15 protein-coding genes are annotated in these 26,750 nt (G+C 63.9%); 6 read left to right on the top strand and 9 right to left on the bottom strand.

Going from position 1 to position 26,750, the window contains the following annotated elements:
• Positions 1-119: 119 nt before the first annotated feature.
• From tpx to RMR13_RS07830, 3 genes are all read right to left on the bottom strand, one after another.
• Entirely contained in the window at positions 120-620 is a 501-nt protein-coding gene (gene tpx, locus RMR13_RS07840) for a thiol peroxidase (RefSeq protein ID WP_310600085.1), read from the bottom strand.
• A 219-nt stretch (positions 621-839) separates the two neighbouring features.
• Positions 840-1,334, bottom strand: coding sequence for a Fur family transcriptional regulator (locus tag RMR13_RS07835; RefSeq protein ID WP_310600084.1), 495 nt, complete (start codon positions 1,332-1,334; stop codon positions 840-842).
• A 149-nt stretch (positions 1,335-1,483) separates the two neighbouring features.
• On the bottom strand, positions 1,484-2,407 hold the full coding sequence (locus tag RMR13_RS07830; RefSeq protein WP_310600083.1) for an ADP-ribosylglycohydrolase family protein: 924 nt from the start codon (positions 2,405-2,407) through the stop codon (positions 1,484-1,486).
• Positions 2,408-2,604: 197 nt separating this feature from the next.
• On the opposite strand from RMR13_RS07830, the gene RMR13_RS07825 reads away from it, so the two are divergent.
• On the top strand, positions 2,605-3,924 hold the full coding sequence (locus tag RMR13_RS07825; protein ID WP_310600082.1) for a hypothetical protein: 1,320 nt from the start codon (positions 2,605-2,607) through the stop codon (positions 3,922-3,924).
• A gap of 193 nt (positions 3,925-4,117) precedes the next feature.
• Here RMR13_RS07825 and recD read toward each other — a convergent pair whose 3' ends face one another.
• From recD to recC, 3 genes are read right to left on the bottom strand one after another with little or no spacing between them, the layout of a single operon-like run.
• On the bottom strand, positions 4,118-5,971 hold the full coding sequence (gene recD, locus RMR13_RS07820) for an exodeoxyribonuclease V subunit alpha (RefSeq protein WP_310600081.1): 1,854 nt from the start codon (positions 5,969-5,971) through the stop codon (positions 4,118-4,120).
• On the bottom strand, positions 5,968-9,480 hold the full coding sequence (recB, locus tag RMR13_RS07815; RefSeq protein WP_310600080.1) for an exodeoxyribonuclease V subunit beta: 3,513 nt from the start codon (positions 9,478-9,480) through the stop codon (positions 5,968-5,970). The genes recD and recB overlap by 4 nt, the downstream gene beginning before the upstream one ends.
• The gene (gene recC / locus RMR13_RS07810) at positions 9,467-12,685 is read right to left on the bottom strand and encodes an exodeoxyribonuclease V subunit gamma (RefSeq protein ID WP_310600079.1); all 3,219 of its coding nucleotides are present in this window, start codon (positions 12,683-12,685) and stop codon (positions 9,467-9,469) included. The genes recB and recC overlap by 14 nt, the downstream gene beginning before the upstream one ends.
• A 189-nt stretch (positions 12,686-12,874) precedes the next feature.
• Between recC and RMR13_RS07805 the strand changes: the two genes are divergently transcribed.
• Entirely contained in the window at positions 12,875-15,730 is a 2,856-nt protein-coding gene (locus tag RMR13_RS07805; protein WP_310600078.1) for a PAS domain S-box protein, read from the top strand.
• Here RMR13_RS07805 and RMR13_RS07800 read toward each other — a convergent pair.
• Positions 15,709-16,224, bottom strand: coding sequence for a putative molybdenum carrier protein (locus RMR13_RS07800; RefSeq protein WP_310600077.1), 516 nt, complete (start codon positions 16,222-16,224; stop codon positions 15,709-15,711). The two genes, RMR13_RS07805 and RMR13_RS07800, sit on opposite strands and share 22 nt — an antisense overlap.
• Before the next feature lie 298 nt (positions 16,225-16,522).
• On the opposite strand from RMR13_RS07800, the gene RMR13_RS07795 reads away from it, so the two are divergent.
• Positions 16,523-17,089 (top strand): DUF882 domain-containing protein, encoded by a 567-nt coding sequence (locus RMR13_RS07795; protein WP_310600076.1) that lies wholly within the window; start codon positions 16,523-16,525, stop codon positions 17,087-17,089.
• A gap of 117 nt (positions 17,090-17,206) precedes the next feature.
• Here RMR13_RS07795 and RMR13_RS07790 read toward each other — a convergent pair whose 3' ends face one another.
• Both RMR13_RS07790 and icd read right to left on the bottom strand, forming a co-directional pair.
• Positions 17,207-17,938 (bottom strand): ComF family protein, encoded by a 732-nt coding sequence (locus tag RMR13_RS07790; protein ID WP_310600075.1) that lies wholly within the window; start codon positions 17,936-17,938, stop codon positions 17,207-17,209.
• Positions 17,939-17,960: 22 nt separating this feature from the next.
• Positions 17,961-19,205, bottom strand: a complete 1,245-nt coding sequence (icd, locus tag RMR13_RS07785; RefSeq protein WP_409070274.1) for an isocitrate dehydrogenase (NADP(+)) — start codon at positions 19,203-19,205, stop codon at positions 17,961-17,963.
• A 310-nt stretch (positions 19,206-19,515) separates the two neighbouring features.
• Between icd and RMR13_RS07780 the strand changes: the two genes are divergently transcribed.
• The 3 genes from RMR13_RS07780 (at position 19,516) to mfd (ending at position 26,745) form a co-directional block, all read left to right on the top strand.
• Entirely contained in the window at positions 19,516-20,250 is a 735-nt protein-coding gene (locus tag RMR13_RS07780; RefSeq protein WP_310600073.1) for a lysophospholipid acyltransferase family protein, read from the top strand.
• 322 nt (positions 20,251-20,572) lie between these two features.
• Positions 20,573-23,173 (top strand): outer membrane protein assembly factor BamA, encoded by a 2,601-nt coding sequence (bamA, locus tag RMR13_RS07775; RefSeq protein ID WP_310600072.1) that lies wholly within the window; start codon positions 20,573-20,575, stop codon positions 23,171-23,173.
• 35 nt (positions 23,174-23,208) lie between these two features.
• The gene (mfd, locus tag RMR13_RS07770; RefSeq protein ID WP_310600071.1) at positions 23,209-26,745 is read left to right on the top strand and encodes a transcription-repair coupling factor; all 3,537 of its coding nucleotides are present in this window, start codon (positions 23,209-23,211) and stop codon (positions 26,743-26,745) included.
• Positions 26,746-26,750: the final 5 nt, after the last annotated feature.

Here is a 26,750-nt window from a genome sequence, read left to right as displayed (position 1 = left end):
GCGTGGCGGGGACGGTTTTGCGGACGGAGCGGTGGGGAAGGCGGAGGATTGCCGGACTCCGGGCAAAAAAAAGCTCCGGCCATGGCGAGCCGGAGCTTGGGGTCTCGCGGGGCCGGGAATTATTTCAACGCGGCCATGGCGGCGTCGTAATTCGGTTCCTGGGTGATCTCGGGAACCTGCTCGGTATAGGCCACCTGGCCGTTGGTGTCGATGATCACGATCGCCCGGGACAGCAGTCCGGCGATGGGGCCGGTGGCGATGGTCACGCCGTAGTCCTTGCCAAAGGCCGGCGAGCGGAAGACGGACAGGGATTCGACATTCTTGAGTCCGTCGGTCTCGCAGAAGCGGGTATGGGCGAACGGCAGGTCGGCCGAGACGCAGAGCACCACCGTATTGGCCAATTCGCCGGCGGCCTTGTTGAAGCAGCGGACCGAGGCGGCGCACACCGGGGTGTCGATGCTGGGGAAGATGTTGAGCACGATCTTCTTGCCCTTGTAATCGGCCAGGGTCACTTCGGAAAGATCGGTCTTGACCAGCTTGAAATCGGGGGCCTGGGAGGATTTGGCCGGCAGGGTGCCGCAGGTTTCGATGGAATTGCCTTTCAGGGTGATGGTGGCCATGGTGGGTCTCCTTTGGGGATGATATTAAAATATCTTCTGTGAAATCAGGAGAATGGACTCGAGGCCCCGCATGCGTGCGGATACCCGCCCCTTCTCCAACGGCAACGATTCTGCAGACGATAATCATTCTCCTTTCGCTGTAAAGCCTGAAAGGAAAGAAGCGCTTGCTATGGACGGGCGGGCAAACCGGAAAACAAAGGTGAGCGGGGCGGGGAGCGATTAACTGGGCAAGAAGGGCTCGGCGGCGATTGCCAGGTCTTTGGCGTTGCGCTGGGCCTTGCGGGCACAAGCGGCACAGGTGCCATGAACCACCACGGCGGTGCGGTCGATGGCACCCACCTCGGCCAGATCGGGGGGCAGTTGCACCTCGTCGAAGGCTTGCCAGAAAAAATCGACCAACTGGCCGCAGGCATCGCAGAGAAAATGGTGGTGCCGGCTGGTCTGGGCTTCGAATCGGGCTTGGCTCTCAACCGTTTCCACCCGGTGGACCAGCTTGAGCTTCTCGAAGGTGGCCAGGGTTCGGTAGACCGTGTCGAGCGAAAGGGAAGGCAGGCGCTTTTCCAGCCGCTTGTGGAGGACTTCGGCCGACGGATGGTCGTGCGTCCCCAGCAGCTCACGGTAGATTTCAAGGCGCTGGTGGGTCACCTTGAGGCCGGCGTCTTTGCAGATTTGTTCGAAATAATGCAACTGTGATTGGAAATTTTTTGCAGGCATGGGCGGTCGGACAGGAAGAAGGAAGGAAATTTTTTTTACTTAATATATGGTATCTATTGCCGCGTCAATGAGAAAAATTCTCGGATGGAAAGTAGCACTACGTGGTTCTTTTCCGAAATGTCGGAAATTTTTCGGAAAAACCGGAATTTCTACTGCTGGGACAATCGGTCAATGTCGACGAGCAGGTGCGCAATATCCTCTACCCGGCCCATGTCCCGCGTCCATGCCTCGAGAATGGCCGCTTCTCCCAAGGCGGCCCCCAGAATCATGCCGGCCGCTAGACCGCGGGCAGCCGAGTCGCCGCCGGCCATCACATTTTCGATCAGGGCGGTCCGCAGGTCGTCCGGATAGGTCAGGACCAGGTGGATGACACCGGGAAGGGCGGCGGCAATGCCGCACATCTGGCCGAAGTGCTTGATCGTGGTCCGGGTGTCCTTGCCGCCGGAATCGAGTCCGGCCCGGATGCGGATATCCAGATCGAAATCCGCCACGCCTTCGTCCAGGGCGCTTGCCATGGCCTCGGCCGGTTCGGTGCCGTGGAGCACCGCCCAGGCCGTTTTGGCGAGGAAATCGGCCCCGGCCAGGGTGGCCGGATTGTTGTGGGTAACGGCGGTTTGCTGGCGAACCGCCTCCAGCAGCCCTTCCCGGTCCTCGCGGTATCGGTAGATGAGCGGGGCGATCCGGGCGGCGCCGCCCAGGTCCGAGGACTGCGAACCGCACTGCGCAAGGGGCAGGGAGCGGTCCATGTTTTCCAGGGTGGCGGCGGTGGCCTTGTCGACGTAGCCCCGGTAGCCGTCGGTGAACAGCCGTTGCCAGGCGGCGGCGAAATCGGGCAGGGAGAAGTCCCCGGTTCGGGCCAGGGATGCAAGCAGCACCAGGGTCTGGTCGCCATAGTGGGTGAAATCCCCGCGCTTCTTGCCGTCGTGGTAGGAGCCGGACAGCGGAGCCAGCAGCCGATCCACCCGGCCGATTTTCCGGTCGATTTCGGCGGTGTCGTAGATCCAGTGGGCGCCGAGGGCGAGACTGTCGGCAACGAAAGATGCCAGCACCATGGCTTTTGCCTGTGAGGTCATGAGCGTTCTCTCCAGAAGGGTGGAGTTGGTCGGAGGGGTTGATAAGTACACCAATAGGCGCGACGGAGCGCATTGTCAAATGGCTGGTGGATGGTCATTTTCGTCGAACGAACGGATGGGCTTAATTCTGGGCGGCCAGCGGCCGATAGGAAAAAAAGAGTTTGACCGGATCATACCAACCCCAACCAGGAGACAACATGAACATAGCTGCGGCCACGGTCAGCATGGATGCAGCACGTACCTACAGGGAAGTAGAACAACAATTCACCGGATTGAGCATGGGCGTGGCGGCGGCCGCATCCCCGGAGCAGGCCGATTCGTTCGGCTTCCGGCTGGCAACCGTGCTCGCCAGTGCAACCCAGACAAGCCTCACCTGCCGCTCCGAGGTCTGGCGGACCGATTGCGGCGGCGGCACCTCGCTGGTGGCGGCCAGCCAAAGCGCCGGCACCGAAACCGCCCTGGCCCAATTGACCGAACAGATCATCGGGCGATCGGTCAAGGTCGGCACCAGCCAGACCGATGCCGCCGGTCCCCCCGTGGCGGGCCGGAGCGCCACTTTGGTCAGCGGCGTAATGTACAGCCAGGAGGAATCCCTGCTTTTTTCCGCCCAGGGCTCGGTGCGGACCACGGACGGACGCGAGATCGCCTTTGATCTCGGGCTGGCCATGGAGCGCAGTTCCGCGGCCGCCACCGCCGCCGCCCTGGAGGTATCGTCGCTGTTCATCGACCCGTTGGTCCTGCAATTCGACGTCAACGCCCCCCTGCTGGGCGACAGCACCTTTCTCTTCGATCTCGACAGCGACGGCGTCCAGGAGCAGTTGGCCGGTTTGGGCCGCGGCTGCGGTTTCCTCGCCCTTGACCGCAACAACGACGGCTGCATCAACAACGGCCTGGAATTGTTCGGCCCGGCCAGCGGTTCGGGCTTCGGCGAACTGGCGGAGCTGGACAGCGACGGCAACATGTGGATCGACGAAAGCGACCCCTGTTTCGACCAATTGCTGGTCTGGAGCCCGGACGGTACCGGGGGCGGATCGCTCCTGTCCCTGCGGGAGGCGGGTGTGGGCGCCATCGCTGTGGTCCACGCCGGCACCGGCTTCCGCCTGGATCGGGCGGACGGGTCGGTGATGGGCACCATCAAGGCCAGCGGCATCTTTCTCACCGAGTCCGGCGAGGTGCGCTCGCTTCAGGAGGTGGACCTGGCCCTGCCGGGCACGCAGTCCGCACCCGGTCCGGCGGCCAAGGTGGAGCAGGCCGCCGGCGAACTCAAGGGCGCCTTGCGCGGCCTGCGGGCGATCATCGCCATGCAGCAGTTGCGGCTGCGGACGATGTTGGCCGGCGAGCGGTTGCAAGGCCTGGCGGCCCGGCGGGAGGAGCAGCGGCAGACCCTGGTCGACTGGTTCCAGAACCGCAACGAGTGGTATGCCGAGCTTGAAGACCGGTTGCTGGACAGCGCTGCCAACGCCAAGGCGCCACTGGTGAGCCGCATCGGCAAGCGCGACGGCCCCACCGCCGGGTAAGCGATTTGAGCCGCGCCGCCCGCGGCCATGCCAATCCTGGGGCGACCGCCTTCGGCCCCGCCTTGCGGCTCGGGCTCGGCGGTCGCTCCGCTTTTTTGTCCGGATACGGTGTTGGCCGCATCCTCAACGCTTATGCTCATGTCGGTTGCGGCCGCTTTCTCGATGCCGCCGTCAAGCCGCCGCCATTCTCCGCTCATTCCCCGGTTGTGCCGGGCGCATCCCCCATTCCCGCCGTTTCCTTTTGCCGCAGTTTGATATCCAGGCCCGAATACCGGCGCACCCGACGCCGCACGATTTGGTGCAGCAGAGGCCGGCGGCCCAAAAGGGTGAGGTGTTGCCTGGCCCTGGTGATGCCGGTGTACAGCAGCTCCCGGCTGAGGATCGGCGCGTCTTCCTGGGGCAGGACACACAATACCCGATCGAATTCCGACCCCTGGGCCTTGTGGACGGTGAGGGCGAAGGCGGTCTGCCAAGCGGGCAGGCGAACGAGCGCCACCGGCCTGGGGGTGCCGTCCGGTTGGGCAAACCAGGCATGGAGAACGCCTTGGCCATCGGGCCAGAGGATGCCGGTGTCGCCGTTGAACAGGCCCAGATCGTAGTCGTTGCGCAGGATGAGGAGCGGCATGCCGCGATAGAGCCGTTCGCCGGCGGCAACGAGGCCCTGGCGTCGGAACAGGGACTCGGCCAACCGGTTGATTCCTTCGACCCCGGCCGGTCCCTCGCGCAAAGCGCAGAGCAGGCGGCAGCGGCCGAGCTCCTCCAGGGCCTGCTGCGGACCGTCGGCAGCGAACAGCGGCTGGAAATGGCGCTCGATCCACCGCTGCAGCCAGGCCACGGCCTCGGCGCCGGCGGCTTCCGCAAGGTGCAGGTCCGGGGCTGTGGCCTGCAAGACCGTTTCCAATTGGGCGGGGTCGCCGGTATTGACCGCCCGGGCCAGGGCGCCGATGCCCGAGTCCTCGCCGAAGCGGCGGCTGGTGCGGAGCACGACCAGGGAGTCGGCCAAGGGGCCGGCCTCGCTGCCGGCACGATCCGAAAGCCGGGCCGGGGCGAGGAGCGGCCGCATCCGCTCGGCCAGCTCGTTTGACCAACACAGCGTGCCGTCGCCGCAGAGGTCGCCGAACAGGTTGCCGGCCTCCACCGAGGCGAGCTGGTCCCGGTCGCCGAGGAGGATGACCCGGCAGGCCGGGGGCAGGGCAGCCAGGACCGCGGCCATCAGCGGCACGTCGATCATCGAGGCCTCGTCCAGGATGAGGAGATCAAGACGGAGCGGATGGCCGTCATGGTGGCGGAAACCGGGAGGATCGCTGCGATAGCCGAGCAGCCGGTGCAGGGTTTGGGCCTGCTCGGGAATGGTTTCGGCCAGCGCGGGCGGGAGCGCCGCCTTGGCGGAGCGGATCGACTCCTGCAAGCGGAGCGCCGCCTTGCCGGTGGGTGCGGCCAGGGCTACGCGCGGAGTGGTCGGGGCCAGGGCCGCGAGCAGGGCGAGGATGCGGGCGGCGGTGTGGGTCTTGCCGGTCCCCGGCCCGCCGGAGATGACCACAAAACGCCGGCACAGGGCCAGGGCCGCGGCGGCCCGCTGCCAGTCGATTGTTGTCCCGCTGGCCGTGGCGGGAAAAAGGTTCTCCAGCAGGGGGAGGGCCTCGGCCGGCACGGTCGGCAGCGGCGCTTCGGCCCGCTGGCGCAGGGCCCGGGCGATCGTCTCTTCGTCGCGGTCGAGACGGAAGAGAAACAGATTGTCGGCCCGGTCGAGCACCAGGGGACGGATCTCGCCGGGTCGGCCGACGGCCGGCGAGGCCAGCAAGGAGCGGCGGAGCGCGGCCGGGTCGGCAAACGGAGCGCTGTCCAGCCCGGCCTCGGCCACCAGCCGGGCCGCCTCGGACAGGGGCAGACAGGTGTGGCCCTGTCCGCTGGCCCAACTGGCCAAGGCCGCAAGTATGGGGAGTTCCGGGCATCGGCCGTCGTCGATCCGGGCCAGGAGACGGGCCGCCTGGACATCGAGGGGGCGGAACATACGGCCGGCCGCGGCGGAATCGAGCCAGGCGATCATCGCTCCCTTCCTCCCCGGCAACAGTCGTCGAGGGATGCGATCAGCGCCCGGTCCGGCCTGAAGGCATGGATGCCGGTTCCGGGCGGATGGCTGGGATGCATGGCCCGCAGGAAGAGATAATAGACGCCGCCGAAGTGGTCGTCGTACCGGTAGTCCGGCATGCGCATACCCAGGAACCGGTGCAGGGCCAGGGTGTAGATCAGGGCCTGGAGCGGGTATTGATGGCTGTCCATGCAGGCGTCCAGGGCTGCGGGAACGTAGTGCGCAAGCTCCGGCCCAAGAAAATTCGACTTGTAATCGGCCAGATAATAACGGCCCCCATGGCGGAAGACCAGGTCGATGAATCCCTTCATCAGGCCGTGCAGCACCGGGGAACCACCGGCCAGAGGGCGCAGGCCGGCTTGGGCGAGCAGGCGGTTGAGCCGCGCCGGATCGACCTCTTCCAGGGGAAAAAGAAAGCTGAGTTCGCTGATCCGGTCGCGGGCGGCCAATTGGTCGAGGGCGCAGGTGCCGGGCAGGGGAGTCGCCAGCACATCGTCCAGCCAGTCGGCCAGGGCCGGCAGCCAGCGCGGATCGATTGCGGCCTGCTCTAGTTCGCGGGCGATCAGGGGGGCTTGCTCCCCGGCCGGCCGGCCACTGTCGATGTGTTCGAGCAGGGCGTGGAGACAGGTGCCCGCCTTCGGGCCACGAGGAAAGGTGAAGATGGAGCCGAAGTCCTCGGGCCTGGCCACGGCCGGGTGATCCCATTCGTCCCGATCCGTCGCCTCGGGCTGGTCGGCACCGGCGCTCAGGCGGGAATAGCTGGTCAGCGACCAGCTCGAGGCGATTCGGCCGGGAAAGACGGCGGGGCGCAATCGCGGCACTTCCTCCGTGGCGGCCAGGCGATGGCTGCCAAAGGTCTCGGGATAGGGCCGCAGTTCGAGCAGCGATTGTTCCCTGTTCAGCGATTCCAACTCGCGGCGCAACTCGATGTCGTCTTCCGGGCAACGGCCTTGGTGCAGGAGATGGGCCAGGGCGGTGCGCTCCATACCGTTCACCCGCCCCCAGCAGAACAGGCAGCACGATTTGGCGCGGGTCATGGCCACGTAGAGCAGGCGCATCTCCTCGGCCAGGGCCTCTTCCTCGGCCCAGCGCCGATGCTCTTGCCGGCCGGTGCCCAGGTCGAGAACCAGGCGCAGGCTGTCGCGGCGATGAAAGACCAGGGGGCCGTCGGTGGCGGGCGTGCGGCCGGACCACAAGAACGGCAGGATCACCACCGGAAATTCCAGGCCCTTGGCCCGGTGGATGGTGAGAATCCGGATGAGGTGCTCGTCGTCTTCCAGGCGCAGCAGTTGATTGTCCGCATCGGGGTCGGGCTGGCCGATCTGGCGGTGCAGCCAGCGCAGCAGGGCGCCGGCGCCGTGGCGGCCTGCCGGGCTGGCCTGGAGCAGTTCGGCCAGGTGAAAATAGTTGGTCAGGCTGCGGCGGCCGCCGCTTTGGGCGGTCAGGCGCCAGGTCACCCGCTCGGTGGCGAGAAGATGCTGGAACATGGGCAGAAAGCCCTGTTCGGTCCAGATCTGGCGGTAGTGGAGCAGGCCGGTCAGTCGCTCCTCCCAACTCCGCTCGTCTTCGGCGAGTCGGTGCAGGGCCTCGGCGTCGCAGCCGAACAAGTCGGTGGCCAGCGCGGTGCGGATGCCCGCGAGGTCGGCGGGTGCAAGCAGCGCCCCCAGCACCAGGGCCAGGGTCTGGGCCTCCGGGGCGGCGAACACCGAGTCCTGGCTCAGGAAGGCGCAGTTCAGGCCCCGGCGCTGCAAGCCCTTGCGCATGGCCTCGGCCTCGCGGTTGGTGCGGGCCAAGATGGCGATGTCGCTCGGCGCCAGCGGCTGGCCGGCGATGGTGGCCTGTCCTTGGCGGGCCGCTTCCAAAAGCTGGACCAGGGCCTCGGCGCAGAAATCGGTCGAAGCCCGGAGCGCCTGTTCCTTGGCGATGGTTTTCGATTTACCGCGCTGTAAGCGTTCGGTGTCCAGCAGCAGGCCAGCCAGTGGCGGCATGTCCCGGCCCATGGACGCGAGCGGCTGAGCCCTGGGCGGATCGGCCGCCCGCACGGGTTGGAACGCGATGTCTTCCTTGAAGACAAAGGCATCCTCGCGTTGGCCGAATAGGGTGTTGACGGCCCGCACCATGGCCGGGGTCGCCCGGTGATTGACTCCGAGGGTGAGCCGGTTGTCCGGTTCGGTGGCGCGGCGGGCCAGGATATAGGTGAAGATGTCGGCGCCTCGGAACGAATAGATGGCCTGCTTGGGGTCGCCGATCAGCAGCAGGGTGCCGTGGCGGCGATAGATGCGGGAGAAAATCCGGTATTGGACCGGATCGGTATCCTGGAATTCGTCGATCAGGGCAACGGGATAACGCGCAACCAGGCCGGCGGCCAGGCCGGGACCGCTGTCGGGTCGATCCAGGGCCTCGGCCAGGCGGCTCAGCAGGTCGTCGTAGGACAACCAGCCCTGGGCGCGTTTGCGGCGGTCGAGTTCAAGGTCGAGGAACTGCCGAGCCCGGTGCAGCACCTCCAGAACGCGCAGGCGCCCCAGGCGGGTGTGGAGCTGGAACCATCGGTCGAACACGAAGAAAAAGGGATGCTCGGGCGGCGCGCATTTCGCCTTGATATGACCGGCCATGACCGAGGCGGCCAGCCGGTCGATCCGCTCGGGCAGCAGCAAAGGCGGCTCGTGGCATTCGGCCAGCCGGTCCATGGCGGCGATCAGCTGCGGCACCCGGTCGGCCTGGCGATAGGCCTGCTCGTTTCGCTTGAGGCCGGGATCGGCGGTCAATATGGAGCCCACCTGCTGCCGTTGCCGGAGCCAGTGGCCGCGCACCTCGGCAAAGAGGCGGTCGTTTTCCTCCCGCAGGGCCGCCAGTTCTTGCGGATCGATTGCCGGAACCAGGTCGCAATCCAGCCCGGCGGCGGCCTTACCCAAAGCCCCGAGCAGCCCAGCCGGATCGGTCCAGGTGGCGGCGGCCCAGGCCGCTTCCCGGTCGCTGGCCGGGTAGAAGCGGTTGCGCCAGAAATCCTCGATCACCTGGAGCCGCAGGTCGGCCTCGCCAGTCAGCAGCTCGGCCTCAAAGGGCATGGCCGATTCGAAGGCGTGCTCCTGGAGAATGCGTTGGCAGAAGGAGTGGATGGTGTGGACGGCGGCCTCATCCAGCCGCACCAGGGCGTCGGCGAGCCGTTGCCGGGCCGGCTCGGGCGACACGGCGGCCAGCAGGGCGACAAGTTGCGGATCGACGGCGCCGGCGGCCCGGTTGTCCAGATGGTCGAGGGCCTGGCGCAGCCGTTGGCGGATGCGGTCGCGCAACTCGCCGGTGGCTGCCCGGGTGAAGGTGACCACCAGGATCTGGTCGATGGCCAGCTCCCGTTCGAGCAGTAGCCGGAGCAGCAGCAGGGTCAGGGTGTAGGTCTTGCCGGTGCCGGCGCTGGCCTCGAGCAGGCGCCAGCCGCTGAGCGGCAGGGCGAGCGGGTCAAGCGGCCGCATCGTCGTCCTCCAGATAGAGCAGGATCGGGTCGTAGAGTTCGGCCAGGGCAACGAATTCCGGGGTGGCAACAAAGCGTTCCCAGGGAAAGCACAGGCGATGGGCCGGATCGCTGCCCTCGCCGTCGCGGGAAAAGCCATCCTCCCAAACCTGGCGGGCGGCCGCCTGTGCGTCCTTGCCACGGTACCGTGTTCTGGCCCAGGCCAGGCTGGTCTCCGGGAAAAAGGGCAGGGGGACGGACAGGCCCTGCCAGTAGCCGTCGAGCAGCCATCGCAGACGGATATCGGCATCGGCCATCGCCGGCAGGGTGAGGCGTCGGACCGGATCGTCGGATCGGGCCGGGTCGCGGGCCAGGTGCACGGACACCGGTAACACCCCCTCCGGCGCCTGAAGATTGAGGACCAGGTGGCGGACCAGGAGGGCGATCAGGTCGGTGCCCTTGGGGGCGGCGGTCCGCCAGGTGACCCGGCCGGACGCATGGCAGTCGCCCAGCCAGCCGACGAGCCGGAAGGGACCGAGGGTAAGGTCGACCGCCACCGGCTCCAGGGGCCGGGCAAGCAGGGGCCGGAGCCGGTCGGCAAAGCCGATGCTGTCGGCGGCGATCTCGGCGAACTCGATCCGGCCGAAACCGTTGCGGGGCAACAGGCCGCCGGTTTCCAGCCCGAGGTAGATTTGGTCGGCGCCCATTCCTTCCAGCAGCCCGGCCACCGTGGTCCGCCGCAGGTGGTACTGGTCCAGCCGGTCGAGGGCAAAGGGCTCGCTTTCGTCCATGTCCAGGACTTTGTTCCGCAGCCGCAGGCCGAGCACCCGCTCCAGGAAGAAGCGGGCCGGATGGCTCCAGAACCGGGCCAGTTCGTCGACATCGACGGTCCGCCAGTCGTCAGCGGGCGGCGGCAGGGCCTGGGCGAGAAAGGGCGGGGCCGGGGTATCCCGCTTGGCCGGCAGCCAGGCCGGATTGTAGCCGGCCGTGGCCGGGGTGCCGTCGAAACAGCGGCGGCTGAAGGGCTGGATCGGGTGCACGGTGGTCAGCTGGTCGGCAACCGTGGTGGCGGCCGCAGGCGGCAGGCAGCTCTGGTCGAGATAGTCCCGCAGTTCCACGACCACCGCCGAGGGCGGGGCAATGGCGTCGTCGCGCTGGTTACGGCCCATCCAGGACAGATAAAAGACGTCGCGGGCCGAGAGCAGGGCCTCCAGGAAGAGGTAGCGATCGTCCTGGCTCCGGTTACGGTCGCCCAGGCGCGGATGTGCCGCCATGAGATCGAAAGCCAGGGGATGCTGGCGGCGGGGAAAGGCCTGGTCGTTCATCCCCAACAGGCAGACGACCCGGAAGGGCACGGACCGCATCGGCACCATGTTGCAGAAGGTGACTCGGCCGCTGAGAAAGGGCTGGCCCCCGGCCGGCTGATCGAGGACCGCGTGCAGATGCCGCCTGAGCACCGCAAAGCTGATTGGAACGTCGTGGCCGGCCAAGCGGCAGTCCGCCCGCAGACCGTTGACCGTCTCCCGCAACAGCCGCAGTCCCTGGTCTTCCTCCTCGGCCGCGAACAGCTCGTCGATCAACGCCAGCAGGGCGGAGCACCAATCGTGCACCGGCCGGTCGTGCCGCAGGCGGAGGCGCCAAGCGGCCAGGGTGTCGATCAGGGCAAGAAAACCGCCCAGGACCTCGGCCTCGCCGCCGGCCAGATGGCCGTAGGGGAGGCAGCCGGCCTGGGGGTGTTGGCAGTCGCCCATCATATAGCCGAGCAGCAGCCGATCCAGGCCGAAACGCCAGCTGTGGAGATCGCCGGCGCGGATCTCCAGCTCTTCGCGGTGCTGCGCGTCCAGGCCCCAGCGGATGCCGGTTTCGCGGATCCAGTCGTGCAGCCGCGGCAGGATGGCGGGATCGAGGCCGAAACGCCGGAGCAGGGCGGGCGTCTCGCACAGGGACAAGACCTCGGGCGCCGTGAATCGGCCGGGGAGCAGGTCGAGCAGGTCGAGCAGGCAGCGGATCAGGGCATGGCCGTCGGTCAGCGGCTGGTCGGTCAGCGACCAGGGAATGCGCCGCTCGCCGCCGGCCTCCCCGAAAACGCCGGCGATTGCCTCGACATACCCCTGGATGTCCGGGGCGCTGACCAGGATGTCGCCGGGGGTCAGGTCCGGAGTGCGCCGGAACAGGTCGAGCAACCGGTCGTGCAAAACCTGGACCTCGCGCAGGGGCGAGCTGCAGCAGTGGAACTGGAGCGAGCGGTCGTCGACGGCGAGCACATGGCGCTCCGCCCCGGCCGCGGAGCGGTCGTTGAGATCGAGGATATCGTTTTGCAGGATCGCCAGGGTATGGTTCGCCTCGCTTTCCTGGTACAGGTCTATTTCTTGCAAATCGCCTTCAAGCAGCTGGCGGAAGAAGTCCTGGCCGATTGTACCCAGCGAGGCCAGCAGCGGATGGCCCTGATCGACATAGGCGTCGACGGCGCCGGCCCGGCGGTTCCGGTCCCGCTCTCCGGCCAGGCGCCGGGCCGAAACCAAATCGCCCCAGTAGTGGCGGCAGGGGCTGAGATGGAACAGGTGCACCTCGGTCATGGAGCCGATCCGGGCGATGATATCCAGATGGACGGGTGCCAGAGAATTGAGGCCGAACAGGTGGCAGCGTGGCGGCAGGAGGCCGGCATCCGGCCGGGCGGCGGCCGACAGCGTCCGGAACTGCTCGGCCAGCCGGGCCCGATGGGCAACGGCGGAGGCGGTCAGGCCCCGCCAGAGCAACGCCTGCCAATGGTCGTCGCGGCCCTGCTGCCAGCTGTCGAGCAGGTCGGGGCGGTAGACTATATATTGATCGAAGAGATCGGCGACCCGGGCCGAGAGCTGGTCGAGCTTGCCGCCGTCGACATCGTCCCGGAGGTAGGCGGCGGGTTCGCGAAAGGCGGGGCGGTCGAGCAAGGACGGCAGCAGGGCGGCGATCCGCCAGCGCAGCACCGGTTTGCGGAATTCGTCCTCTTCGGGCAGGACATCCCCGAACCGCCGGACCACCTCCCAGACAAAGCGGGCCGGCAGCGGGAAGTGGCAATGGGCGGCAATGCCGTCGGCAAAGGCCAGTTGCTGTGCCAGCCATTGGGCCATGCCCGGATTGTGGACCACAATTATTTCAGGCGCCAGGGGATCGGGCAGGGGATGGCTGAGAACGGCCCGGAGCTGGTGCAGCAGGATCTCCAACCGGTTGGATTGGTGCAGAAACACGAGCTACCCTCGGCACGGGGGGGCAGGACGGTACGGGCGGCGCCGGGGGCCTGGGGCAAGCGGTTGCATGGCGGAATCCGAGGAGTGGCGGGTTTTTCTTTTATGAAAATGGAAATGCTTTGCTATACTTATTTCACTCTACTTAATTAATTTATGAAGTTTTATCGAATATTTTCCGAAGACAGGGCTATGAGGTATCGGTTCGATTATCGGCATGTCGCGCTCGCTCTTCTGGCCACTTTGGTCCTTGCCGGCCTGTTCTATCTCCCTTATCTTGCGGTCCGCAACAAGACTGTCGAGGCCTTCCGGGTCCAGCAGACCCTGCTGGCGCAGCAGGCCGGCTCCGGCCTGCAGGAGTATGCGACCACCTATGAAAAGGCCTTGGTCTACCTGGTGCAGCAGCCGGCCATCCAGTCCCTCGACGAGGGCGGCAAGGCCCTGCTTCGGGATTTTTGGGCCATCCACCCCCAGGACATTGCCGCCATTCAGCGCCTCGACGCCTCCGGTGCCTCGTTGTTTGCCGTGCCGGAAAAATGGGCGGACGATCCCGGCGCCAAGATGCATTGCAGCCAGATCAGGGACAGCATCAACCCGGAGGTCAGCGACCTGCTCGTCCTGCCGGACGGCAGCCAGCAGGTCTATTTTTCCGCGTCGGTGTATCGGAACGAGCATTTCGACGGCTGCATCTCCTTTTTCCTGCCGTTTTCCCGGGTAGCCAACCGCTATCTGGAGCAGATCCCCCTGCACCATCAGACCACCATCCTGTTGTTCAGCCAGGGTGGCGACATGCTTGCGGCCCCCGAAGAGGCGCTTGTCGGGAAAAGCAGCCACCATTTGCAGGGCACGTCCAATGAACTCGCCCTGCTGCGGGCGGCCGTCATTGCCGGCGAACAAAGAATTCTGACACTTTCCCGAACGGTTGGCGAAGGAGGAAAATCCAGGACGGAAAAGGTCTACGCGGTTATCCACCCGGTGGTTCTGCCCGGCGACACCCGCTGGTCGATGGTCCTGCTGACCCCGGCTAAGGAGGTGCTGGGGGCCATGTCCGAATTCCGTTCCCAATGGCTGATGGTGACCGCCATTGCCGCCGCCGCCGTCGGCCTGCTCAGCCTGGTGCTGAGCGGCATCGTGTCCCGGCGCCGGGAGGAGCAGCGACTGCGGGCCGAGGAGGAGCAGCTGGCCGGTCTGCTGGATCTGGCGCCGATGGGTTTTTTCCTGGTGGACGGCCGCCGTCACACGGTCCTGTATGCCAATCGCAAGGCACAGGAAATGATCGGCCCCGACGACAGCCAGGAGGTGCTGGGCCGCTCGTTTGTCGATTTTCTCCATTGGGACAGCCAGGAAAAGGTGGTCGACGGCATAACCCAGCCCTGGGACGGACAGGCGATCCGGATCGAGGCCGTGCAGTTTGTCGGCTTCAGCGGCATCGTGCGCGACGTGGTCATCACCGCCACCCCCTATCGGACGGGTACGCAGCCCCAGTTTCTGCTGTTGGTGCGCGATGTCACCGAGGAACGGCGAACGGCCGCCCGCCAACGGCGCCTGATCGAAGCCGTCGACCAGGTCAAGGAAGCGGTGCTGATCGCCGACAGCAAGGGGACGATCGATTACGTCAACGCCACCCTGGGCGAGATGACCGGATACGGTCGGGAAGAATGTGCCGGCAAGCCGGTGCGGATGCTGTGGGCCAAGGAGCAGGAGGCCCATTTCGAGCAGAAGATGGGGAGCGTGGTCGAACAGGGGGAGACCTGGCAGGGCCGCATCGTCAACCAGCGCAAGGACGGCAGCCTGTTCGTGGCCGCGGCCACGGTTTCGCCCATGCTCGACCCCAACGGGGAAGTGGCGTACTTCGTCCTGGTGCAGCGCGACATCACCAACGACGTCGAAATCGAGTCGCGCATGCGCCAGGCGCAGAAAATGGAGGCCATCGGCACCCTGGCCGGCGGCATTGCCCACGACTTCAACAATATCCTCGGCGGGATCATCGGCTTCACCGACATGGCCCTGCTGCTCTGCACGCCCGGCACCGACGTCCACAGCAACCTGCTCCATATCCGCCAGGGCGGCAAGCGGGCGGCCGATCTGGTGCAGCAGATCCTCACCTTCAGCCGGCAGTCGGCGATGGAGAAGGTGGCGGTTCCGATGTCGTCCTTGATCAAGGAAAGCCTCAATCTGATGCGCGCCACCCTGCCGACCACCATCGAGATCCACCAGGATCTGCAAACCACGGATGCGACGGTCATGGCGGCGCCGGTGCAGATTCAGCAGATTGTCATGAATTTGTGCGCCAACGCCTTCTACGCCATGCGCGAGACGGGCGGCAACCTGACCATCCGGCTGGAGCGCGCGTCAGGGGCCGAGGCGGGGCACGGGGAAGTCGGCGGTACGGGCTGGGTGAAGCTGACGGTCGCGGACACGGGGCAGGGCATTGAAAGCGATATTCTGCCCAATATTTTCACGCCCTTCTTCAGCACCAAACAACCGGGCGAAGGCACCGGCATGGGGCTGAGCGTGGTCCACGGCATCGTCCGCGAGCTCGGTGGCGAGATTTCGGTGCAATCGCAGCCGGACACGGGGAGCACCTTCACCGTGCTGCTGCCCGAGGCCGATAGGATGAACGGCAACCTCACCAGCAGCGAGGAGCCGCTGCCGATGGGATCGGAACATATCCTGGTGGTGGACGATGAAAAGGAGATCCGGGAAACCTGCCGGATGATGCTCTCCCATCTGGGATATGTCGTGACCACCACCGGCAATCCCCAGGAGGTCCTGACCCTGATCGAGCAGGCGCAACCGCCTGTCGACCTGGTATTGACCGACCAGACCATGCCGAAAATGACCGGCATCGACCTCACCGGGGAAATTCGGCGCCTGCGGCCCGAGATCCCTGTCATCCTCTGCACCGGCTATTCGGACCGGCTCAACTACGTCATCGCCCGGGAAGCCGGGGCATGCGACCTGCTGATGAAGCCCATGGATCTGCGCGGGCTCGGCACGGCGGTGCGCGGCGCGCTCGACCGCCATCAACCCGGCGCTTCCCTGTAGCCTCTCCCGTTGTCATCGCCAATGGGACTTTTCCGGTCCGCCGGCCAGCGGATTGCCAGCAGCAGCGCATGGACCGCCTGATAGATGCGCGGTTCGCTGCTGGCCCGGGGCCCGGCGACATTCACCACGCCAAGCTCATGCCGTCTCACCCATTCCTCCACCAATGTTCGCGCCCGGTCCTTGTCGACCAGCTCAAAATCGATGTGCAGCAGGGGCCGGTCGTGCCGAATGGCCAAGGCCTCGGTCAGGGCCGATCCACCGGTCAACGGACCAAAGGAGCAGATGAGGGTGCCGTCGGCGGTCAGGACGTTTTTCTCCGTGCGGTCGCGATAGCGGTGCGAGTCCAGTTCCTTGAGGCGGTAGCGTGCCGGCAGGGGGCCTGCTTCGGTTTTCCTGCCCCTGGGGAGCCAGCCGCCGTGGGGCAGGGCAAGGGCGATGGCCGCGTCGAGTGCGGCCCGATCGGCACCGGTCTGGCCGCCGGAAATGATCATCATGGCAATCCGATATTTAATTTAGAAAAATCAAATTATTAGCAAGGTGACAGTCTGGGATGGAACTGCTGGACACGTAGAACAGGACATCTTAGCCGGCGCTAACAAAATGAAAGGCTAACCTGCCAAAAATACACTGTTTATTTGAAAGGTGCCGCAACCCTGGCCTGCAAAAGGTTGACAACGAGGCGCCAATTAAGTTTAATTGCCCCTGATTTTGACTGCAACCGTACAGGGGCAACGTTCATTTTGTTGAATGATTTGAACGATTGACCGTACGTAATCTTGCGTAAAGAGGATAATGGTTACAGAAAAAAATTCCCAACCAGCTTTGTCCCGCCGCTCCTTTCTCCTTGCTTCAACCCAGATTGTTCTCGGTTTGGGCGTTGTTTCCGCTCCCACCCTGGCATGTGCCAAGGCACTGGACCGGCGGTCGTTGTCTTTTTTCCACACCCGCACCCAGAAGGAGTTGCGTATTACCTACGCCTCGGGGAAGGCGTACGATCGCAAGGCCTTGACAGAGATCAACCGCTTCCTCCGCGATTACCAGACCGGACAGGTGCATGTCATCGATCCGAAGCTTTTGGATATTCTCTGGGCGGTCCAGGGGGAAATGGGGAACAAGGGGGTCTACGAGGTTATTTCTGGTTACCGCTCGCCCAAGACCAACCGGGGCTTGAGGAGAGGGCATCCCGGAGTGGCCAGCCACAGCCTGCACATGAAGGGCAAGGCGGTGGATATCCGATTTTCCGGCGGCAACCTGTCCCAGGTTTACAAGTGCGCGCTCGCCATGCAGAGCGGCGGTATCGGGTACTATCCCGCTGACGGTTTCGTCCATCTAGATTCCGGGCAGTTCCGCACCTGGTAGCAATTGCGTCCGGCATGGGGAAGCGATCGTGTTTTCCCATGCCGGACGGTTTTTATCACGACGGCACCTCGGTCCTCTGCCGATGGTGCGCCTCCTTTTTTACCTCTCCGTCCCTATTCACGCGAAAACACCCGGGGCAAGGCTTCTTGCCACAGTCAAGACTTCAATCCGCTCGGCCCCCGCCTTGCGCAGGACACGGCTGCATTCGTTGACCGTGGTGCCGGTGGTATAGACATCGTCTACCAGCAGGATCTTCGCTCCGGCGACCCGGTCCGGGTGCGCAAGGGAGAAGGCGTTGCGCAGGTTGACGCGCCGTTCCTTGCCGCTCAGCAGCGCTTGCGGAGTGGCGGGGCGGTGTCGCCGGAGCAGATCGGGCGCCAACCTGTCCCGCCATTGGGGCAGGCATTCCCTGGCAATGACCAATGCCTGGTTGAATCCCCGGCTGCGCAATCTGCCGTTGTGCAGGGGGACGGGCAGGAGCAGATCCGGTTTGCCGAAAGAGGCGAGAAATCCTTCGCGGGCGAACAAGGCGCGCAGGGTGGCGAGGCCGGTGAGAGAGCCGGTGAATTTGAGCGCCAGCACCAGGTCCGAGGCCGGTGGACGGTATTGCAGCAGGGAGCGGGCCAGGTCAAAGGCGTGGCGGCCGGTGAGGCAGTCGCCGCAGAGATGGTCGGCGCCGGTGACAAAGGGCAGGCCGCAGCAGGAGCAGAGCGGTGACCGGAGAAAGTGCAGCCCAGTGATGCACTGGGGGCAGAGCAGCGGTGGTCGGGAAGTTGCCAGCCGTAGGCCGCATCCCAGGCAATGGGGCGGAAACAGCAGGTCCTTGAGCGCTTCGGCAAAGGTCGGCATCCGCATCCCGACCTGTGGCGGGTCAGCCCATGTTCGCGATGATGGCGCTGCCGAACGCGGAGCAGGGCAGTTCCGTGGCCCCATCCATCAGCCGGGCCAAATCGTAGGTGACCTTCTTCTGGGAGATGGTGGTGGCCAGGGCGGTCTTGATCTGGTCCGCAGCCTCGTGCCAGCCGATGTATTCCAGCAGCATCACGCCGGAAAGCAGGAGCGAGCCGGGATTGACCTTGTCGAGATTGGCATATTTGGGGGCCGTGCCGTGGGTGGCCTCGAACAGGGCGATACCGTCACCGATATTGGCACCGGGCGCCATGCCCAGCCCCCCCACCTGGGCGGCCAGGGCATCGGACATGTAATCGCCGTTGAGATTGGGCATGGCCAGCACCGAGTACTCGTCGGGCCGCAGCAGAATCTGCTGGAACATGGCATCGGCGATCCGGTCCTTGATCACGATCTTGCCCTCCGGCACCTGGCCGTCGTGCTGGCCCCACAGGGCCGCCTCGGTGACGACGGCATCCCCGAACTCCTCCGCCGCCAGTTCATATCCCCAGTTGCGGAAGGCCCCTTCGGTGAATTTCATGATGTTACCCTTGTGGACCAGGGTGACCGAGTCGCGGCCCTGATCCAGGGCATACTGGATGGCCTTGCGCACCAGCCGCTTGGTGCCGAATTCCGAAATCGGCTTGATGCCGATCCCCGAATTGTCGTGGATGCCCGCCCCCATTTCGTTGCGGAGAAATTCGATCACCCGGTTGGCCTGCTCGGTACCGGCCTGCCATTCGATGCCGGCGTAAACATCCTCGGTGTTTTCCCGGAAAATGATCATGTCGACATCCTCGGGCCGTTTGACTGGGGCCACCACGCCCTGATAGTACCGGACCGGGCGGACGCAGGCGTACAGGTCGAGCACCTGGCGCAAGGTGACGTTCAGGCTGCGCATGCCTTCGCCGACCGGAGTGGTGAGCGGTCCCTTGATGCTGACCACGTATTTTTTCATGGCCTCGATGGTTTCCCGCGGCAGCCATTCACCGGTCTGATGAAAAGCCTTTTCCCCGGCAAGGATTTCCAGCCAGGCGATGGCCCGCTCCCCCCGGTAGCTTTTAGCGACCGCCGCATCCAGCACCCTGCGGGCGGCCGCCCAGATGTCGGGGCCGGTACCATCCCCTTCGATAAAAGGAATGATCGGGTTGGCGGGAACATGCAGCGAACCATTGGCGTTGATGGTGATTGTATCGGCGGTCACGGTAAACTCCTCGTTGAGTGGCATCTCTTGGGAGATACGGCTCGAATTCGGCCGGAGGGATAGCAAAAAAGGGTTTGGCAGTATATTCGATCCCATGCTTTCCGTCAATCCTGACCCGGCTGGCAACCATTTTCCCCGCGCGGGAATTGCTTGAACTTCTGAAAAAGGATTGCTAAGTACCGGGTGGTTTTCATGCGCCGAAGGGCATCCTCAGTTGCTTTTGAGAAAATATATGTCCCGACCCACCCGCGAGCCGGACTGTTGCCGCGATGCGACCAGCGGGGCAAACAGGTCGGCGCGTCCTTAACGATAGGTTCATCCGATGACAACAGGCATGTCACCCCTTCAATTCATCCGTTCCCTGTGCACCCTTCTCCTCGCCCCGTTCCTGACCCTGGTGGTTTCGGCCTTGTCTTTGATCGATTTGCTGTGGGGGCGCAAATCGGAGGTTAAGGCCCAGGTTTTTCCGCGTTATTGGGGTCGGATCCTGTGCCGGCTCGCCGGGGTCCGGGTTCGGGTGGAAGGGATGGAAAACATCGATTCCGGCCAGACTTACATCTTTGCCGGCAACCACTGCAGCCAGTACGATATTTTTTCGTTCCAGGGGTATTTTCCGCATGATTTCCGCTGGATCGCCAAGAAGGAATTGTTTGAGGTCCCGATATTCGGCCAGGCCATGCACCGGGTCGGCTATATTCCCATCGATCGTTCCCACGGCCGCCAGGCCCTGAAAAGTCTCGATGAGGCGGCCCGGAGAATCGCCGCGGGCAGTTCGGTGCTCATCTTCCCCGAAGGAACCCGCAGCCCGGATGGAACCCTCCACGAGTTCAAGACCGGGGCCGTGATGCTGGCCATCAAGGCCAAGGTACCGATCGTTCCCCTGGGATTCAACGGCTCCTACCAAGTGCTGCCCAAGGGGCGTCTGCTACCCCGCGCCGGCGAGATCGTCATTCGCATCGGCACGCCGATCTCCTCCGCCCATTACCAGGCCGCCGACAAGCAAACCCTGGCCACGGAGCTGCATGCCGCCGTGGCGCGGCTGCTGGCACCGGAAGCCGAGCGGCGGTGACCGCACACGGTGCCGACAAATGAAGCATTGAAAACAGCAGCATATCCGGTCGGGCCACGGACTATGCATCGCAAAAGATGCAACAGAATTTCTTGCAAAATCAACGAAACATGTCATAATGTGCCGCAATTTGACAGAAGATTAATTTGTTCTTTTAACGTGCCGTATTTTCAACCTTTGTTGCTCGCGGGCAGGTCGCGTCCAGCCCCTGATGAAAATTGAGACAAATAGGAAACGTCCCATGATGTCGACATCCCGAGTCCCACGTCCCCATTCGGCTCTTGCGTTGCTTTTATGCGGAGTGCTGTTCGGTGTCCTCGCCTTGCCAGCCGGTTCCCTGGCCAGAGAGTCGAACACCGTCTTTTTGCCGTTCAAGATCAACGCCCCGGATGCGGCGGCGGTCACGGGAGTGGCGGACAAGGCGCTGGAGCGGGAAGCCGGGGCCAAGGGAATGAAAATGATGCCCCGCGGGCAGGCGGAAAAACTTGTCGACTACAAGGGGGCTTGGCCGCCACCGACGCCGGTACTCGCCAAGGTCGCCGAATCGGCCGGCGCCGGTTACGTGGTTATCGGCAGCCTCAACAAACTGGGAAACCGGATCAGCGTCGATTGCGCCATTGTGGACGTGCTCGCGCCCAAAACGCCGTATTCGGCTTTCAAGGAAGCCGACTCGCTCGAGGGGTTGAACAAGGTCACCGGTGAAATTGTCGGCACCATGCTCGCCTACGCCAACCGGGGGGCAACGGTGTCCTCGGTCACCACCGAAGGCAACGAACGGATCGATGCCGGCGCCATCCTCCAGAAAATATCGACCAAGCCCGGCGACGTGTATGACCCGGCAACCCTGCGCCAAGATCTCAAGGCGGTCTTTTCCATGGGCTATTTCGACAACGTCGAGATCGAAGCCAAGGACTCCGAGGCCGGCAAGGCGATCGTGTTCAAGGTGCAGGAAAAACCGCTGATCGGCAAGGTGGTCGTCAACGGCGCCAGCGAGATCAAGGAAGAGGACGTCCGCGATGCCGCCAACATCACCGCCAATTCCATCCTGAACCCCACCAAGGTCAACGAAGCGGTACAGAAGATCAAGGACCTGTATAAATCCAAGGGCTACTACAACACCGAAGTCGGCGCCAAGGTCACCGGGGCCGGACAAGACAATGCCGAAGTGGTGTTCGACATCAAGGAAGGGAAAAAGATCACCATCGAAAAAATCGCTTTCACCGGCAACAAGACTTTTTCCGATGGCGAGTTGACCGATGTGATCCAGACCAGCACCCATAAGTGGTGGCTGTCCTGGCTGACCGACGCGGGTGTCCTGAAAATGGACGTGCTCCGCCAGGATGCCGAGCGGATTGGCGCCTTTTATCAGAACCACGGCTTCTTGGAAGCCAAGGTGGGCGAGCCGAACGTCGAGCAGAAGGAAGATGCCCTGTTCATTACCTTTCCGGTGGACGAAGGCACCCGCTACAAGGTCGGAACCGTCGATATCGACGGGGATTTGGTCAAGAAAAAGGATGATCTGCTGGCCGAGTTGAAGATTCGCAAGGAAGAATACCTCAACCGTCAGGTGCTCCGGGACGACATCACCAGGCTGACCGATCTCTATTCCGAGCAGGGATACGCCTTTGCCGATGTTGTGCCCAAGATGAACAAAAGCGGCGACGGCGACACGATCGATATTGTCCTGCATATCGAAAAAGGCGCGGTTGCCTATATCAACCGGGTCGAGATCCAGGGCAACACCAGGACCCGCGACAACGTCATCCGCCGCGAACTCAAGGTGGAAGAAGGAGGACGCTTCGACTCCAAGGCGATCCGGACCTCGACCCAGAAGCTCAAACGGCTTGATTACTTCGAGGACGTGTCGATCACGCCCAAGCCGACCATGATGGAAAACCAGATGGATGTCGAGGTCGACGTCAAAGAGAAATCGACCGGTTCGTTCCAGATCGGCGCCGGGTACTCCTCCTCGGAAAATATGCTGTTCATGGGCGAGATTTCCGAAAACAACCTGTTCGGCACCGGCAACCGGCTGTCGCTGGCCGCCTCGACCAGCAGCGAAAGCACGCGCTACAACCTGAAATTCATCAACCCGCGTCTGTACGATTCCCAGGTATCCGGCAGTATCGATCTGTTCAACTGGGAACGGGAATACGATGACTTCACCAAGGACTCCACCGGCGCCACCTTCCGGCTGGGACATCCGTTGTGGGAGGAATGGCGTATCTTCTATGCCTACACCATCTCCAACACCGACCTGACGGACATCGATTATAACAATGTGTCCAGCGCCATTCTGCAATCGAAGGATATCAACCTCCTCAGCATGCCCGAGGTCAGCCTGGTGCGCGATACCCGCGACAAGCTGTTCTCGCCGACCAAGGGGTCGCGCAACAGCGTCACCGTCAGCTATGCCGGCGGTCCCTTCGGCGGTGACGCCGAGTTCACCAAGGTGGAAGGTTCGTCCACCTGGTATTTCCCGCTGTTCTGGAGCACGGTCCTGAACGTCAAGGGCGCGGCCGGCCAGGCCTTCGAAAACGAGGACGGCAAGCTGCCGGTATACGAGAAATTCTTCCTGGGCGGCATGAACTCGATCCGCGGATTTGAATCGGCCTCCATCAGCCCGATTGATCCGAGAACCGGCGACAAGATCGGTGGCGACAAGATGTGGTACGGCACCGTTGCCGTCATTTTCCCGCTGGTCAAGGACATGGGCATCGATGGCGAGATTTTCCACGATTTCGGTAATGTCTATGACATTGACGAGGATTGGGATTTAGGTGATTACAAAAAGACCGCCGGTGTCGGCATCCTGTGGGCATCGCCGCTCGGACCCATCCGGCTGGCCTGGGGCTTCAACCTCGACAAACAGGAAGGCGAAGACAGTTCCAACTGGGACTTCAGCATGGGTGGAACCTTCTGAGCCACGTATCTAACCTTTGATCTGGCCGCGTCTGCATGCAGTCGATCCTCGAGCGGCTGCGCCACAGCAGTTCGCCCCCCGATATCTTTGGCCTTCACGGCGCTTCCGCCGCTCTGCTCCTCAGCAGGGCGGCGGTTTTTCTTCAGCGCACCCTTTGCTGCCTGCTGCCTTCCGACGATTTACTTGAGCCTTTTGCCCAGGATATCGCCTTTTTCTCCGATCTACGGGTAGTTATCCACCCGAGCTACGAAATCCCTCCCTATGCGCCGCTGTCGCCCGATCCGGCCACGGTGTGCACGCGCCTGGCAACACTCTATCAACTGCAGGAAAAAAACGGCGAGCCCGGCATCGTTCTGACCTCGGCCGAGGCCATGCTCAGACGGGTGCTCCCGGCCAGGGCCTTGAGCGATCATTGCGAACTGGTGATCGCCGGGGAGGAAACCGATCGGGACGGCTTGGTCGCCTCGTTGGTTGCCTCGGGCTACCAGATGTGCGAGATGGTGCGGCAGGAGGGCGATTTGTCGACCCGCGGCGGCATTGTCGATGTCTATCCGCCCGGCCTGGATACGGCGGCGGTTGGGCCGATTCGGCTCGATTTCTTCGGCGATACCCTCGAATCGATCCGCACCTTCGATCCGTTGACCCAGCGATCCCGGCAGGAAATCGGCGAAGCGGTGCTGGTGCCGGCCTCGGACCTGCTTTTCCCGAAGTCGGGCGGGCGGGCTGCGGTGCTGCAGGCGCTCGACGAGGCGGCGGACCAACATGGCTGGCAGAGCCGCGAATTGCTGGCTGTCCGCGAGCGGTTTGCCACCGGGCAACGGTATCCCGGCATGGAGTTCATGCTGCCCTTGCTCTACGGCGGGCGCTCAGGCCTGCAAACCCTGCTCGACTATCTTCCCCCTACCGCGTCGTTGATGATCTATGATCCCGTGGCGGTACGGCAACGGATGCGGTTGGTGCGCGACCGCATTCAGGCCAACTACCAGGAAGCGGTCGAGCGCCGGCTGGCGGCGTTGCCGCCCACGGAACTGTTCGTGACCGAGCCGGAATGGGAACAGCTCGGTCAGGCCCGGTTGGCGGCCCGGTTTTCCTTCTTGCCCGACCCCGATTCGGCGGCTCCGGAGTTGCGGCTTGCCACCGGTGACCATAGCTTGCTGGCCCAGGAAATCGAGCTGCAGCGCAAGAAGCGAGGCATTCTCGCCCCCTTGGTCGATCGCCTCGACCTGTGGCAACAGGAACGTGAGCGGATCGTGCTGGCGTGCCGATCGCCTCGGCAAGCAAGGCACCTGCAGGACATTCTCGCCAACTACCAGATGCGGGTGCAGACTTTCGCCTCTCCCTACAATGCCGACGAACCACCCGAGCCGGGCTTGATTGCCTGTTACGAGCATCCCTTGAGCAAGGGATTCGACCTGCCGGCTGAGCAGGTGCATTTTCTTTCGGCCTCCGAACTGTTCGGCGACAAGCGGCTGCAATCGGGCCGGAGCAGGCGGAAAAGGGGAGAGGAGCGCGAGCCCGTTCAGGTCGACCAGCTCAATCAGGGAGACATCGTCGTGCACCGCGATCACGGCATCGGCGTCTTCCAGGGGTTGGTCAACATGGAGTTTTCCGGCCAACGCGGCGATTTCATGCAGATTGCCTTTCGCGACGACGACAAGCTCTATGTTCCCGTGGACCGGCTGCATTGGGTGAGCCGCTATCAGGGCCTCACCGATCAGGAGCCCAAACTCGACAGCCTCGGCTCGCAACGCTGGCAGAGCGCCAAAAAGAAAGTCACCGAGGCGGTGTGGAAGATTGCCCAGGAGCTTTTGGAGATCTACGGGCGTCGAGCCCTGCAGCAAGGGCACCGCTTTTCCCCGCCCGGCAACCTATTCCAGCAGCTCGAGGAATCCTTTCCCTATGACGAGACCAGCGGCCAGCTCAAGGCCATCGACGATGTCGTCGGCGACTTGACCCGCGAGCAGCCCATGGACCGGCTGATCTGCGGCGATGTCGGCTACGGCAAGACGGAGGTCGCCGCCCGGGCGGCCTTCAAGGCCATCGAGGATGGCTATCAGGTCGCGATTCTGGTGCCGACCACAGTGCTGGCCGAGCAGCATGCCGCCACTTTCCGGGAGCGCTTCTCCTCCTTTCCGGTGGAAATTGCCTGCCTCAACCGGTTCCGCACCGGCAAGCAGCAGAAAGAGATCTCCGCCAAGCTGAAGGCGGGCGGCATCGACCTGGTGGTGGGCACCCACCGACTCCTTTCCAAGGACATTCAATTCAAAAAGCTGGGCCTGCTGGTGATCGACGAGGAGCACCGGTTCGGGGTGGCGCACAAGGAAAAAATCAAGAAGATCAAGGCCACGGTGGACGTGCTCACCCTGACGGCGACGCCGATTCCGCGAACCCTGCAGATGTCGCTGTTGGGCATCCGCGATCTTTCCGTCATCTCGACCCCACCGCAGCAGCGGCGTTCGGTCAAGACCTTCCTGGCCAAACACGACCCGCTGGTGATCCGCGAGGCGGTGACCAGGGAAATGGAGCGGGGAGGGCAGCTTTTTTTCGTCCACAACCGGGTGCAATCCATCCATCGCATGGCCGACACCATCGCCTCTCTGGTACCCCAGGCGCGGATCGGCGTCGCCCACGGGCAGATGCCGGGCCAGCAGCTGGAAGACATCATGGTGCGGTTCATCAACCACGAACTGGATGTGCTGGTCTGCACCACCATCATCGAATCAGGGCTGGACATTCCCAATGCCAACACCATCATCATCAATCGCGCCGATCATCTCGGTCTGGCGGATATCTACCAACTGCGCGGCCGGGTTGGCCGTTCCTCGCGCCAGGCCTACGCCTATTTGCTGGTGGCATCCCTCGATCACCTGACGGCCGATGCCCAACAGCGTCTGCGGGCTCTGATGGACTGCTCGGAGCTGGGCGGCGGATTCAAGCTGGCCATGAACGACCTGCAGATCCGGGGCGGCGGCAATCTGCTCGGAGTGTCCCAATCCGGCCATATCGCCGCCGTGGGATACGACCTGTATCTGGAGCTGCTGCAGGCCACGGTGGCCGATCTGAAAAGCAGGGCACTGGCATCCGGAGGGGTACCGCCGCCGACGGACGAATTCGATCCTGAAATCAAACTCAAAGTGGCGGCATTCCTGCCGGACAGCTACATCCCGGACGCGAGCCAGCGATACCACGCCTACCGCCGGCTGGCCGTGGTCGGCTGCGGCACAGAGGATGAATTGGACGATCTGCGCAGTGAGTTGATCGACCGCTACGGTCCGCTGCCACCCGAGGCCGCGAACCTGACCGCCATCATCGGCCTCAAGCAACGGCTGCGGTCGCTGGGCATCGTCAAGCTCGAACAGGGCCCCAATGCCCTGGTGTACTCCTTCGTGCCCGACCCGCCCTTTGATCCGGCGCGGCTCCTCGGGCTCTTGCCACAGAAACCGGAAAAAAAGCGTGGGCCAGCGGCCACATCCGCCCGCCTGACCCCCGACCAGCGACTGGTGGTGCCGCTCGGCCTCCGGGACAACGTCTTCACCAGCATTCAGTCGACGCTGGCATTCCTGCAAGGATGAATGGG

It is taken from the genome of Desulfobulbus sp., assembly GCF_031547805.1.
Lineage (GTDB): Bacteria > Desulfobacterota > Desulfobulbia > Desulfobulbales > Desulfobulbaceae > Desulfobulbus.
This window is presented reverse-complemented; position numbering and strand designations above follow the sequence as displayed.